The organism is Micromonospora globosa (assembly GCF_000717585.1).
In the GTDB taxonomy this organism is placed as follows: Bacteria; Actinomycetota; Actinomycetes; order Mycobacteriales; family Micromonosporaceae; genus Micromonospora; species Micromonospora aurantiaca.
Genome location: NZ_JNZR01000001.1, coordinates 260365 through 273664 on the forward strand (window position 1 = coordinate 260365; position 13300 = coordinate 273664).

8 protein-coding genes are annotated in these 13300 nt (G+C 74.6%); 5 read left to right on the top strand and 3 right to left on the bottom strand.

Going from position 1 to position 13300, the window contains the following annotated elements; translation table 11 throughout:
- Positions 1–3: 3 nt before the first annotated feature.
- From IF06_RS0100905 to IF06_RS0100920, 4 genes are all read left to right on the top strand, one after another.
- Positions 4–3291: a right-handed parallel beta-helix repeat-containing protein gene (locus tag IF06_RS0100905; protein ID WP_030268287.1), complete on the top strand. Its 3288-nt coding sequence runs from the start codon at positions 4–6 to the stop codon at positions 3289–3291.
- 50 nt (positions 3292–3341) lie between these two features.
- Positions 3342–3641 carry a YbaB/EbfC family nucleoid-associated protein gene (locus tag IF06_RS0100910; RefSeq protein WP_369752305.1) on the top strand — a complete coding sequence of 100 codons (300 nt, stop codon included), beginning with the start codon at positions 3342–3344 and terminating at the stop codon, positions 3639–3641.
- 119 nt (positions 3642–3760) lie between these two features.
- Positions 3761–4396 (top strand): helix-turn-helix transcriptional regulator, encoded by a 636-nt coding sequence (locus IF06_RS0100915; RefSeq protein ID WP_030268292.1) that lies wholly within the window; start codon positions 3761–3763, stop codon positions 4394–4396.
- Between the two features lies 1 nt (position 4397).
- Positions 4398–6878 carry a hypothetical protein gene (locus tag IF06_RS0100920; protein WP_030268294.1) on the top strand — a complete coding sequence of 827 codons (2481 nt, stop codon included), beginning with the start codon at positions 4398–4400 and terminating at the stop codon, positions 6876–6878.
- A gap of 28 nt (positions 6879–6906) precedes the next feature.
- Here the strand turns inward: IF06_RS0100920 and IF06_RS0100925 are convergent, their stop codons facing one another.
- The 3 genes from IF06_RS0100925 to IF06_RS0100935 all read right to left on the bottom strand — a co-directional run bounded on the left by IF06_RS0100925 (position 6907) and on the right by IF06_RS0100935 (position 12652).
- The gene (locus IF06_RS0100925; RefSeq protein ID WP_030268296.1) at positions 6907–8958 is read right to left on the bottom strand and encodes a BREX system ATP-binding domain-containing protein; all 2052 of its coding nucleotides are present in this window, start codon (positions 8956–8958) and stop codon (positions 6907–6909) included.
- The gene (locus IF06_RS0100930; RefSeq protein WP_030268299.1) at positions 8955–11147 is read right to left on the bottom strand and encodes a BTAD domain-containing putative transcriptional regulator; all 2193 of its coding nucleotides are present in this window, start codon (positions 11145–11147) and stop codon (positions 8955–8957) included. Before IF06_RS0100930 ends, IF06_RS0100925 begins: the two co-directional genes overlap by 4 nt.
- 290 nt (positions 11148–11437) lie before the next feature.
- Positions 11438–12652, bottom strand: coding sequence for a cellulose binding domain-containing protein (locus IF06_RS0100935; protein ID WP_030268301.1), 1215 nt, complete (start codon positions 12650–12652; stop codon positions 11438–11440).
- Between the two features lie 296 nt (positions 12653–12948).
- Here IF06_RS0100935 and IF06_RS0100940 point away from each other — a divergent pair, with 296 nt between their 5' ends.
- Positions 12949–13293, top strand: a complete 345-nt coding sequence (locus IF06_RS0100940) for a hypothetical protein (RefSeq protein ID WP_013286972.1) — start codon at positions 12949–12951, stop codon at positions 13291–13293.
- The last annotated feature ends 7 nt before the right edge of the window (positions 13294–13300 follow it).

A 13300-nucleotide genomic window follows, 5' to 3' on the forward strand; every position in this document is an offset into this window, starting at 1 on the left:
GCGGTGAGTCGGCAGGTTCTTGTGGTGGGCGACCGGAAGCCGGGCTCGTACCCGACGATCGGCTCCGCGCTGTCCCGGGCCGAGCCCGGCGCCACTATCGACGTCCACCCCGGCCGGTACGTCGAGAAGCTCGTGGTCGGTGACCGGGTGACGATCAGCGCGGCCCGGCCCGGCACCGTCGAGGTGCAGGTGGAGGAGGGCAGCGTCCTCGTCGTCCGCGGTGAGGGCGCCCAGCTGCGCGGCATCACGCTCAGCAGCGCCGACACGACGCTGGCGGCGGTAGACGTGTACGCGGGCGAGGTGGCGCTCGACGACTGCCGGGTCAGCGGCGCCTCCTGGGTGACGCTGCTGGCCCGGATGCAGGGCACCGTCGCGCTGCGTGGCTGCGACGTGACCAGCTCGGCGGGCGCGGGTGTGGTGGTGATGTCGGCCGGGTCGAGCACGATCGAGGACACCGACGTCCACGACGTCGCCACGAGCAGCGTCGTGGTGGGGGAGCAGAGCGCCCTGACGCTGCGCCGTTGCCGCCTGCGCACGGCCGGCGCGAACAGCGTGTGTGCCGGCGGCGACGCCCGGCTCACGATCGAGCAGTGCGAGATCACCGGGGCCGGCAAGCCCGCCCTGGTGGTCGAGCAGCGCGCCTGGGCGCGCATCCGCGGCCTGGCCGTCACCGGCAGCGGCAACGTGGACGTCTTCGTACGCGGCGAAGGCGACGTGCAGATCAGCGACTCGACGTTCACCGGCGCCGCGGTGCAGTCGGCGCACATCGCCGAGGGCGCGTCGCCGTCGTTCCGCAACTGCACGTTCGGCGGTGCCGGGCACACCGCCGTGCAGGTGCTCGGCGGCGGCCGCCCGACCTTCACCGACTGCACGGTCCAGGACGCGCCGGTCGGGGTCGCCGTCACCGGCGGCTCGCCCCGCTTCCTCGGGCTGACCGTGCGGGGCACGCGCGACAACGTCGCCGTGCTCACCGGTGAGTCGGCTGTCGTGCTCCAGCGGCTGCGCGCCGAGATCACCACGGGCAGCGGGGTGCTGGTCCAGGACGGCGCCTCACTGGAGGGCACCGACCTGGTGATGGACGCGGGCGGGGCGACAGCGCTCGCGCTGACCGGCCCCGCGCGGGGCGTCGTGCACGAGGCCCGCCTCACCGGAACCGGCGTGGCCTGCGTCCGGGTGGGCGCCGGCGCCGACCTGACGCTGCGCGCGTCCCTGCTGCGGGGTGCGGGCGTGCTGGCCGAGGGGACGCTCCAGCTCGGCGACAGCGAGATCGTCGGCGCGGCCCGCGACGGCCTGCGGGTCACCGGGTCGGCGACCGTCACGCAGACCCGGGTGCGCGACGCCCGGGCCGACGGGATCGTCTTCGAGGCGGGCTCCCGCGGGTCGGTGAGCGACGGGGAGGTGCTGGGCAGCGGCGGGGCCGGCATCGGCGTGGACACCGTGGAGCCGGTGGCGCTGACCCGGTGCGTGGTGCGCGACAGCGGCGGCGAGGACGTCCGCCGCGGGCCCGGCGCCACGGTGACGACCGAGGCGCTGACCGTGGGCCGCCCGCAGGCCACCCCGGCGCCCGCCGGTCCGCCGTCCGCCGCGCCGGCCCCGGTGGCCGGCGACGAGGGTACGGCGGCGGAGAGCGGCGCGGACGAGCTGAGCGAGCCGCTTCGCGAGTTGAACGGGCTGATCGGTCTGCGCGGGGTGAAGCAGGAGGTCACCGCGCTGATCAATTTGATCAAGATGTCGCAGGTCCGGCTCCAGATGGGCCTGCCGATGCCGCCGATGAGCCGGCACCTGGTCTTCGCCGGGCCGCCCGGCACCGGTAAGACCACAGTGGCCCGCCTGTACGGCTCGGTGCTCAAGGATCTGGGCATCCTGTCCAAGGGCCACATGGTCGAGGCGGCGCGGGCCGACCTGGTGGGCCAGTACATCGGCTCCACGGCGATCAAGACGACCGAGCTGGTCACCAAGGCGCTCGGCGGCGTGCTCTTCATCGACGAGGCGTACACGCTGTCCAGCGGCTCGGGCGGCTCCGGGCCGGACTTCGGCCAGGAGGCCATCGACGCGCTGATGAAGATGATGGAGGACCACCGCGACGAGCTGGTGGTGATCGTCGCGGGCTACTCCGAGCTGATGGAGCAGTTCCTCGCCTCCAACCCCGGTATGGCGTCCCGCTTCACCCGCACCGTCGAGTTCCCGAACTACTCCGTCGAGGAACTGGTCACCATCACCTCGAACCTGGTCAGCAAGCACTACTACGAGCTGACCGACGACGCGGTGGACGCGCTCACCGCGTACTTCACCCGGGTGCCGAAGAACGCGACGTTCGGCAACGGCCGGGTGGCCCGCAAGCTGTTCGAGGCGCTGATCAACAACCAGGCGTCGCGCCTGGCGACCACGCCGCCCACGAAGGACAGCGAACTCAACCGGCTCACCGCCGCCGACGTCGAACCCGAGCTGGCGCTGCTGGAGGACCTGCCGGTCGAGCAGGGCGAGCAGCCCGACGCGGCGACCGACCCGACCGGCGCGATCAACGCGGCCCGCAGCTGGAAGCGTATCTGCGGCCTGGTCGGCGGGCAGCGCGTCAAGGAGGCGGCCGGGCAGACGCTGTTGCAGCTCTGCGAGGGACGCAACCGCCGGCGCGGCCCCGGCCGCACCGGCAACGTGCTGCTCGGCGGCCGGGCCGGGAGCGGCCGCAGCGAGTACGCCCGGCTGTACGCGGCATGCCTGTCGGAGCTGGGCCTGGTGCCGGTCGGCCAGCTGGTGCGGGTGAGCACGAGCCGGGAGCTGGCGCCGCAGTGGCCCGGCCAGGCCGGGAGCCTGGTGGACGCGGTCCTCGACGACGCGGCCGGGGGCGTGCTCCAGCTCGACTACGTCGACGACTCCTCGGGCGTCGCGCCGGAGATCGCCGAGGCGCTCGTGAGCCGGATGCGTTCCCGGCTCGGCGATCCGGTGGTGGTGCTGACCGGCGAGGAGGCGGCCTTGGCGAGCCTGCGGACCGCGGTGCCGGCGGTGAACGAGGTGTTCGGCCAGCAGTGGTCGGTGCCCGAGTTCAGCACCGACGAGCTGGCCACCGTCGTGCTGCGGCACCTGGTGCGGCGGGGCCATGAGGTGCCCGACGACGTCCGGGCCGCGCTGACGCAGATGGCCGGCCGGCTGCCCGAGCGCACAGTCCACGCCGCCCACCAGTTCTCGCTCGCGCTGACCCGGCGCACCGGCTCCCGTACCCTCGCGCTCGCCGACCTGGCCGCGCCCGGCCCGGCGGCCGGCGAGCGGCTCGGCGGCCTGGCCGCCGTCGGCTGACCACCCGCCCACACACAGAAAGGCCCGGCATGCAGCCCGAGTCCACGCCGATCCCACCCTCGTTCCAGGAGTTCATGGAGAACGCGCAGCGCCTGGAGGACCAGATGCGCAACGCGCAGTCGGAGCTGGAGCGGGCGATCGTCACCGGCCGCTCCCAGGACGCCACTGTGGTGGTCATGGCCAGCGGCCTGGGCAAGGTCCAGGCCGTCCGGGTCGACCCACGGGTGTACGAGCAGCGTGACGCAGCGTCGTTGCAGACGGCGATCATGGAGGCGATCCAGGCCGCCGCCGCGAACGCCGGGAAGCTCGCGACGGAGAAGATGGGCCCCGTCGAAATCAATCTTCACTGACTGAAAAAAGTCTGGCCAGCGGTTATGGGCAGATCTTCATGGCTCGACGCCATCAGGAAAGAGAGTGTGGAGATTTCTTGAAGGACTCTCCATGAGACTGTCAGCCCCTACTGACAGTGATGGAGATGGCTGTGGAGCAAGTTGCCGTCTTTGTGCACGCGCCCGACCCGCTGACCCACACCGGCCTGACCGCCCACCTCCGGTCGCGCTCCGACATCACGCTGCTGGACAGCGCGGACCGGACGCGGGCGCAGGTGCTCGTCGTCGCCGCGGAGCGGCTCACCACCGACGTGATCGCCATGCTGCGCCTCGCGGCGACCGAGATCGGCGCCCCGGTCGTCCTGATCACGACCGAGGTCAGCGAGCAGGAGCTGCTGACCGCTGTGGAGTGCCGGGTGGTGGCGGTCCTGCCGCGCGTGGCGGTCACCGCCGAACGCCTCGTGCACAGCGTCCGGGCGGCCGCCTCCGGCGGCGGCGTGCTGCCCCCGAACCTGGTGGGTGAGCTGCTCAAGCACATCGAACGGCTCCAGCGCGACGTGCTCAACCCCAACGGGCTCAACGCCTCCGGCCTGACCGCGCGCGAGATCGACGTGCTGCGGCTGATGGCCGAGGGCTTCGACACCAACGAGATCGCCGACGAGCTGCGCTACTCCGAACGCACTGTGAAGAACGTCATCTACGGCCTCAACCACCGGCTGAAGCTGCGCAACCGCTCGCACGCGGTGGCCTACGCCCTGCGCTCCGGCATGATCTGAGGTGATCACGCGCCACACCGTCGGCAACGCCCTGGTGCTGCACGCCAGCGAGCGGATCAGCACGGAGGCCCGTACGGTCGCGCTGTCGGTGGACCGGGATCCCGACAACGACATCGTGATCCTGGACCTGCAACACGAACTGCCGTTCGACATCTGGGACACGGTCGCGACCGAGCTGCGCCGGCAACGCCTGCGCCGGGGCATCCGGCTGGTGGTCTGCGGCGCCCGCCCGGAGACCGGGGCGCTCGCCGGCCAGTGGCTCTCCGACCGGCTGGGGCGGCCGGTGATCGCCCCGTTCGGACGGATGATCCCGGGTGCGGCGGGACTGCTGTTCGTGCACGCCACCGATCTCGGCGGCTGGGTCTGCTACCGGCGCGGCCACACGCCGGTCTGGCAGTCGAAGCGCTATCCCGTACCGGCCTGGGACGGCGCCGCCGTCGACCACCTGACGATCAGCTCGACCTGCGCCGCCGAGCCGCTGCCCGGCGGCGTCTGGCTCCGGGAGAGCCGCGACGAGGCCGCCGTCGCCGTACACGGAAGCCACCTCACCTCGACGATGCCGTGCCTGCCGGACGCCATGCCGGTCCTGGTGGGCTGCCCCGGGACGGCGCCGCTGCGCCTGGACGACATCGCCCGGTTCTGGCGCGGCCTGGCGCCGGAGGGGCGCGAGCACGCCCGCTTCGTCCAGTACGGCCCGGTCGCGCTGCCCGACGGCGAGCAGTTCGGGCAGGCGCTGGCCGACCTGCTGCGCAGCCCGGTGCGCGTCTTCACCGGCGTGCCCAGCGGCCGGCCCGACGGCCCGGCCATGTTCACTGTCGACGCCGACGGGCGGCCCGGCTGGCAGGTCTTCGCCGAGGAGCTGGCCTACCGGCCCCGGGAGACGCTGGGGGCGAAGGCGGTGACGCCGCGCATCCTGCGTCACCGCGCGCCGCCGGAACTCGGCGAGCCGGTCGGCCCGCGCGTCTACCAGTACGCCCACGACGCGGTGGTCGAGGTGATCCCGTCCGGCCTCTGGCTGCGCGCCCCGGAGCCGCCCCGCCACGCCGACCGGATCCGCGCGGTGCCGATGGACCCGAACCGGGTCCGCCTGGTCGTGGACGACCCGGCGCCGGCCGCTGCCGACCGCCACCGGGAACTGGCCGGTGACCTGGCCGCGCGGCTGGACCCGGCGACCCGCAGGCGCGCGGCGGTGCAGCCGTCCTCGCTCGTGGCGCCGGGACGCCCAGGGCTCTCGGCGCGCGGGATCGAGGCCGGGACGTACCGGCACACGACGGGTCACGCCGCCGACCTGCTCCCCGCGCCGTCGGTGCCGGCGCCCGTCCCGGAGCCGGTGCCCGTCGCCGTGGCCGGCCCGCCCGCCCCGTCGGCCGGCGAGGTGGCCGCGACCGTTCCCGCAGTCGCCGGTCCCGCCGCCCCGCCGGACACGCCCCTGCCGGGCGGCTCCGGGCTTCCCGGCCCAGGGGCAGAAGCGACCGGGCCTCACGATGCCGGGCCGGACGCGGCGGGGCTTCCCGGGGCCGGGCTGAGCGTTGTCGGGTCGGAGGCGGCCGGGCTTCCCGGGGCCGGGCCGGGCGTCGCCGGGCTCGACGGCATCGGGCCGGACGCGAACGGACCGGAGGCGGCGGCGCCCGACGCGGCCGGACCGGTGCTCGACGGCGGCGCGGGCTGGGCGACCAGCCCGACGATGACGCTGCCGGTGCACCGTCCCGCACCGGCGCCCGTCCGCTTCCAGCGCACCCCCGGCGACGACGCGCGGGGCGTACGCCCCGGCCCCGACCTGGACGAGGAGCGGACCTGGTTCCGGCGCGCGTTCCGCCGCGAGATCGCCGCGGTCTCCGCCGACGTGGCGGACGTGCTCGCCGCGCATCCGGCGCTCGCCGGCGGCGCCGACGCGGTGGAGTACGCGACAGCCGTCCGCCTCTACCTCTCGGCCGCGGGCGACGGCCTCGACCAGGCGCTGCGGTCCGCCGAGCCGGGCGGACACGTGCCGTTCGCCAGGTGCGTGTCAGCGGGCGTACGCCGGCTGCCCGTGCACCGTGGCGTCGCGTACGCAGGCGCCGGGCTGACCACGGCGGACCTGCGCCGGATCGCGCAGCGGCGGGTGCTCACCGACTGGGGGTTCACCAACGCCCTCGCCGAGCCGCCCGCCGACCTGCCGGGCACGGTCGAGGTGCTGATCTGGTCGGCGACCGCGCGGCGCACGGCGGCGTTCGAGACCGGCGACGGCGTGCCCGCCCGGGTGCTGTTCCTCCCCGGTACGGCGTTCACGGTGCTCCAGGTGCAGGAGCCCGAGGCCGGTGCACCCGCCCGGCTGCTGTTGCGGGAACTGGCGGTGGAGGAGCCGCCCGTGGACGGGCGGGTACGCTTCGACGCCCTCGCCCTGGCCGCCCTGCGCCAGCACCTCGTGCGCCGCACCGGCCCGGGTACGCCGGTCCCGGCGGCCGCCGCACGCCGGTTCACGGGCGTTCCCGGGCTGCGCTGAGGCGCTGTACCGGCCGAGCGCCGAGGCGCTACCGGTCGAGACCGTCGAGGAGGGCGGCGAGCGTCGCCCGTTGCGCCGGCGGCAGCCGGTGGCTCGCCAGGGCGCGGCGTACCAGCTCGCGGGCCGCCTCCGGGGCCTGCCGGGACAGCTCGGCGCCGTGCGCGACCAGCCAGCCCACCAGCCACTCGTCCACTTCGGGCGGCCCGGCGAGCAGGTGGTCGGCGACCCGGGTGACGGGGCCGCCGTTGTCCGCGAGCGCCTGCGCCGCGTGCCGGTGCAGCGTCGGCCGTAGCGCGGCGGGGATGCTGCCGGCGAGGGCCCGCCGCAGCACCGGTTGCCGGAACGCCAGCTCGCTGCCCGCGTCCACGAGGACGTCGGCGGCGACCGCCTCCTCCAGATCGGCCATCAGGTCGAACGGGGTCCGCCCGGTGACCGCCGCGACCTCCGTGACGGCGAACTCGTCGCCGAGCAGGGCGGCGTAGCGCAGCGCCTCCCGGGCGCCGGGGGAGAGGTGGTCGAGGCTGGCCCGCACGGTGTCCAGAAGCGAGCGCGGCATGTCGTCGGCCCGCGCGTCGACCTCGGCGAGCCCGTCGACCACCCGTACGCCGTCCTCCGCCACGAGGCCGGTGACCAGTTCCCGGGCATACAGCGGGTTGCCGGCGGCCAGCGGCGCCAGCGACCGCAGCGTGGCGCCGGGCGGCACGCCAACGGTCCGGCTGAAGATCTGCTCGATGTCCGACGGGGGCAGGGGAGTGAGCCGGATCAGGTGCCCGGCGCGGGTGCTCACGCCGCGCCGCAGCCGGGCCAGGTCGCGGCGGCCGGGCTCGGGCCGGGCGGTCGCGACGAGCAGCAGCGGCAGCCACCGGGTCAGCGCGGCCAGCCGCTCCCAGGCGAGCAGGCTCACCTCGTCAGCCCACTGGAGATGGTCGACGGCCAGGACCAGCGGGCCCTCGGCGGTCAGCCGGCGGACGTGGCCGAGCACCCGGTCGGCAGCCGCCGCCGGGTCGTCGTGCGGCGCGTCCTCCAGGCGCAGCGCCCGGCGCATCACGTGCAGAGGGATGCGGCTGCTGAGTTCCTCGGCGCTGCCGCGCGCGACCCGGTGGCCCCGCGCACGCGCCTCGTGCAGCGCCGCGTCGAGCAGCGCGGACTTGCCGATGCCCGGCTCACCCTCGATCCACACGATCGCGCTGCGGCCCTCGCCCACCGCGTCCAGCAGGTCGCGCAGCAGCGCCAGCTCGGCGTCGCGTCCGACCAGCCGGCCCCGCCGCGGTACGGGCGGCGCGGCCACCGCTGCCGGCACCTCCGCTACCGGCGTCACCGGTACGGCCGGAGGGGCCGCCGCCGGCTCGGCGAGGATCCGGCTCTGCAACTCGCGCAGCGCCGGGCCGGGCTCGACCCCGAGTTCGTCCACCAGCACCCGGCGCGCCGCGTGGAAGACGTCGAGCGCCTCGGTGCCCCGGCCGGCCCGGTGCAGCGCACACATCAGCAGCTCGTGGAACGGCTCGTGCAGCGGGTGGTCGCGGACCAGTGCGGTCAGGTCGGCGATGAGCGCGTCGTCGCCGCCGCCGGTCAGGACCAGCCGGGCCCGCCGCTCGGCCGCGGCGATCCGCATCTCGGTCAGGCGGTGCCGGTCGAGGTCGGCGAAGAGTCCGGTGACGTTCGCGTACGGCTCGCCCTGCCACAGCGCGAGCGCCTCGTCGAGCAGTGCGACGGCCGGTGCGGGCCGCCCGGCTGCGGCCGGTGCCACTGCGGCCTCGCACAGCGCCTCGAACCGGTCGGCGTCCAGCGCGCCCGGGTCGAGGCGCAACGTGTACCCGGCGCGGCCGGAGCGCAGCATCCCCCCGGCCGGGCCCAGGCTGCGCCGCAGGCCGGAGACGTAGGTGTAGATGTTGCCCGCCGCGGCGCTCGGCGCCGAGTCGCCCCACAGCGCCCGGATCAGCTCGGCGCGGGTGACCGGGCGGTTGGCGTTCGCGGCCAGCATCGCGAACAGGGCCCGCCGCCGGGCCGGTCCGAGGTCGATCTCGACCTCGCCGTTCCAGGCGCGTACCGGCCCCAGAACGGTGACGCGCAGTCTCCTCACCGGTGCCCGACGACCGCCGGTCCGACGCTCGGGGACGGCCCGCCCGGGCCGGCGATCCGGCTCATCTCGGCGCGCGTCGCGGCGTCCCCGGTGTGCGCCGACACCCAGCTCGCCTCGGCGCCCGCGGGCAGCCCGCAGCGGTGCAGCACCCGGGCCAGTTCCGCGGTGAGCAGCTCGCGGGACGGCGCGGAGAGGCCGGGCGAGGCGACGGCGTGCCGCAGCACCGCGATCGCGGGCGCGGGGGCGACGGCGCCCAGTTGCGCGGCGTGCGTGGTCAGCCAGTCCTGCACCCAGGCGTCGACCGGCACCGGTCCGGCCAGCAACTGGCCCGCGACCCGGCCGAGGTCGCCACCTGCTTCGGCGAGCCGCTGGGCGAACTGCCTGTGCATCAGCACCCGCAGCGCGGTCGGGATCGCGCCGCGCAGGACCCGGCGCAGGACCGGATGCCGGAACCGCAGGCGACGCCCGTCCTCGACGAGGACCCCGGCGGCCAGCGCCTCCTCCACCGCGGGCACGAGTTCCGGCGCCGACTTGCCGGTGACCGCGGCCAGGTCGGCGACCAGGTAGTTGTTGCCGAGGAACGCGATCGCCCGCAGCAACTGACGGGTGTCGTCGGCGAGCGGTTGCAGGTGCCGGGAGACCGCGTCGGTCAGCTCGGGTCCGGGCGTGTCGGCGGTCCGGCCGTCGCGGTCGGCGAGGACGAGATGACGAAGGTAGTACGGGTTCCCGGCGGCCGCCGCGACGAACGAGCGGGTGGTGCCGGGGTCCGGGCCGGGCGGACGGGACCAGTCGCGTACGAGCGCGGTCGCGGTGTCGTCGTCGAGCGGGCCGAGTTCGACGAGCGTGGTGCCGTCGCGGGGCAGCACCCGGCGCAGGAGCCGCACCTCGTATCCGGCCGGAACCGGGCGGGCGGCCGAGACGAGCAGCAGCGGCAACCGCGTGGTCAGCTTGTGCAGGGCGTGCCAGACCAGCAGCGACATGTCGTCGGCCCACTGGAGGTCGTCCAGGACCAGCAGCAGCGGCCGTTCGGCGCACCGCGCCACCACGAACCGCTGCACCGTGTCGATCACGGTCATGGTCGGCGGTGCCCCGGCCGTGCAGGCGTGCAGCGAGGCGGGCAGGCCGTCCGCGTCGTTGCCCAGGGAGAGGCACTCCAGCACGATGCTCAACGGCATCCGGTACGCCAGCTCGTCGCCGACGGCCCAGCCGACCTGGACGCCGAGCGGGGCCGCGCCGCTCAGCCCCTCGGCCAGCAGCGCCGACTTCCCGATGCCCGCCTCGCCGCTGATCCAGACGCTGCCGCCGCGTCCGCCCGCCAGGCCGGTGACCGCCGACCGCAGCCGGGCCAGCGCGGCGGAACGGCCCCGGAAGCCGGGGTGCCGCCGCGGGACCGGGCCGGGGCCACGTGCCGGGGCCGCGGTGCCGGCCGACAGCTGTTCGTGGATCTGCCGGACGGCGGCGGCGGGTTCGGTGCCCGACTCCTCGACCAGCCGGTCCCGTAGCGTGGCGTAGAGCGCGAGCGCCTCGGCGGTACGCCCCTGCGCGGCGAGCGCGCGCATCGCCACCGCGTACAGGCTCTCCCGGGCCGGGTGGCGGTCGACGAGCGCGAGCAGGCGGTCGACGACCTCGGCTCCGCGTCCGAGGCCCAGCATCAGCTCGGCCTGCCGTTCCACTGTCGTCAGGTACAGCTCGCCCAGCCGGATCCGGTGGCCGGCGGCCCGTGGTCCCGGTACGCCGACGAGCGCCTCGTCGCCCCGCCACTGCGCGAGCGCGGCGTCCAGGGCGGCCAGTTCGCCGGCGGTGTCCCCGGTGGCGCGGGGCGCGCGGCTGCGTTCGCGCAACCGCTCGAAGCGGTGCACGTCGACGGCGTCGGCGTCGAGGTGCAGCCGGTAGCTGCCGCCCTCGGAGGTGAGCACCCGGCCGGAGGACCACCTGTCACGGTCCGGTTCGAGCATCCGGCGCAGGGCGGAGACGTACGTGTAGAGGTTGCCGGTCGCGCTGGCCGGCGGGTGGTCACCCCAGACGGCGGTGATCAGCTCGTCCCGGGACAGGCCCCGCTCCGGGGTGAGCGCCAGCGCGCTGAAGACGGCCCGGCGCTGAGCCGAGCGCAGTGGCAGTTCCCGCCCGGCGTACGTGATCCGGAGATTGCCCAGCAAGCGGATGTCGAAGCCACTGCACTGTGCCGTCATGCCGTCCTCGTGGTGACCGGATACCTGCCTCGGTGACAACCGTTCGGCGGAACCCTAGCCCAACCATCTACCATGTCAACTTCGTGTGGATGGCGGAAAGGCTTACAGCGCAGGGCTTTCCGGTGTACGTCGCGTTCATCTCCGGCTGCCGCCGGTAGCGCTAGCAGGCAGTCTTCCCGAGGGTGGGCCCGAACCGTCCACGACGGACCGGCGGGCGGCCGGGCGTCCCGGCGAGACGATACTCACCTCGGGCGGGGCCGGGGTCCGGCGCCGGCCCTGCCCGAGGTGGTTCAGCTACCGGCGCAGGTGGCGGTGGCGCCGCCGCCGGTCCCGGTGCCCTGGAATCCGAAGGTGGTGCTCTGGCCCGCGCCCAGCCGTCCGTTGTAGCTCTGGTTGGCCACGGTGACGGTGCCGCTGGTGCCGCTGGGCACGCCGTTCCACAACGAGCTGATCGCGGCGCCGCCCGGCAGGGTGAGTGTCACGCGCCAGCCGGTCAGCGCGGTGCTCCCGGCGGTCACGGTCACGTTGGCGACGAAGCCACCGTTCCACTGGTCCTGGACGGCGTAGACGGCTGTGCAGGAGGCCCCACCCGGCGGCGGCGTGGTCGGCGGGGGCGTGATGGGCGGCGGGGTCGTGGGCGGGGGCGTGGTGGGCGGCGGGCCGTCCAGCGTCAGGTTCTTCTGCTGGACGCTCCACTGGCTGCGGCACAGACCGCAGTCTGGGCCGACGAAGTTCGCGCCGGCGCCGACGTCGCCCTTCAGGCGCCACTTGAGGTAGAGCACCGCGACCCGGCCGAACTCGCCGCCGTTGGTCTGGTCGTACGTGCCGCCGTGCCCGACGTTCAGGTTGCCCATGAAGGCGGGCAGCCCGGCCGGCAGCTTGCCCCAGTCGTCCATCGCGTTCGGGTACGCGATGTCGCTCGGCCCGCCGACGAAGTACGCGATCGGCTTGGTCAGTCGCCGCAGCTGGTAGTCGTCGGCGTCGTTGAGCAGGCCGCTGCTGAAGATGCCGGTGGTGGTGACGCGCGGGTCGTTCGAGACCGCGTACGCCTCCAGGCCACCGCAGGAGAACCCGGCCACGGCGATCTTCGTGGTGTCGATCCGGTTGTAGTACCTGCTGCCCGGCCGGGAGTTCTCCGCCACGGCCCAGTCGATGGACTGGGTGAGCATCTGGGCGTTCGTGGAGCCGGAGCCGTTCGGTGCGCCGTTGGCGATGGCGAGGAAGCCGTGGGAGGCGATCTCGCGCAGGAAGTTGCCCTGCGACAGGCCGTTCGCCGAGCAGCCGCCGTTGCCCCAGACCAGGACGGGAAGGCGCTCGGACGGGAGCGTCTGGGGCCGGAAGATGGTGTGGTTGGGCAGGCTCGACGAGGTCTCGTAGTCGGCGGGGTAGGGCCCCGAGCCGCCGATCGCGGCACCCGCGGGTGTCGCGCCGAGCGCCACGACCACGGAGGCGAGCGGGACGAGGGTGGCCGCCAGCCCCGCGTAGATCTTCGATCGTCTTCTCATGCGCCCTCCAGGGGACACGTCGTGACGGCGCTCCCTGGATGGTGGTGGTGGCGGTGGGTCGGCCACGTCGGTGTGGCGCCGCCGCGATGCGTCCCCGCGGAGGGACCGGCGGGAGCTTTTGCAGTTACTATCACCGCCGTAACAAAATGTGTCAATACACGTTGGTCGATGCCTGACACCGATTTGGTTGACAACTCAACCTTCCTGCGGCACCGTTGGCATCGATGCGCATCGCTCCTGACGGGGTGGGAAACCGCCGCCCCCCTCTTGGCCGCCCACCGTCCCTGGAGGACAGAATGCGCACGTCCACCATGCGAATCGCCGCCGGTCTCGCCGCCGCGGCCCTGACCGTCCCGCTGTTCGCCGCGCCCGCCGCCGCCGAGCCGGCCACGATTCCGAACCCCGACACGGGCCTGGTCTTCTACTCCAGCGATCCGCTCGCCGTGGTCGCCCGGCAGGCCGCGCCGGACGACCTGTGCCGCCCGTTCCCGGCCGACGCCGACTGGCTGCTCGGCTGGAGCGGCGGCTTCCAGAACGTCATCGGCTACCAGTCCGCCGACTGCAGCGGGCACGGGTACGGGCTCGGCCTGTTCCGGGGCTGGACGACGCGCGGCACCTTCGGCTCGTACAAGACGCTCTGACCGACCC

Coding starts and splice junctions, on each gene's coding strand:
- IF06_RS0100915 (WP_030268292.1), top strand. CDS start 3,761: ATGGAGATGGCTGTGGAGCAAGTTGCCGTCTTTGTGCACGCGCCCGAC.
- IF06_RS0100930 (WP_030268299.1), bottom strand. CDS start 11,147: ATGACGGCACAGTGCAGTGGCTTCGACATCCGCTTGCTGGGCAATCTC.
- IF06_RS0100935 (WP_030268301.1), bottom strand. CDS start 12,652: ATGAGAAGACGATCGAAGATCTACGCGGGGCTGGCGGCCACCCTCGTC.
- IF06_RS0100940 (WP_013286972.1), top strand. CDS start 12,949: ATGCGCACGTCCACCATGCGAATCGCCGCCGGTCTCGCCGCCGCGGCC.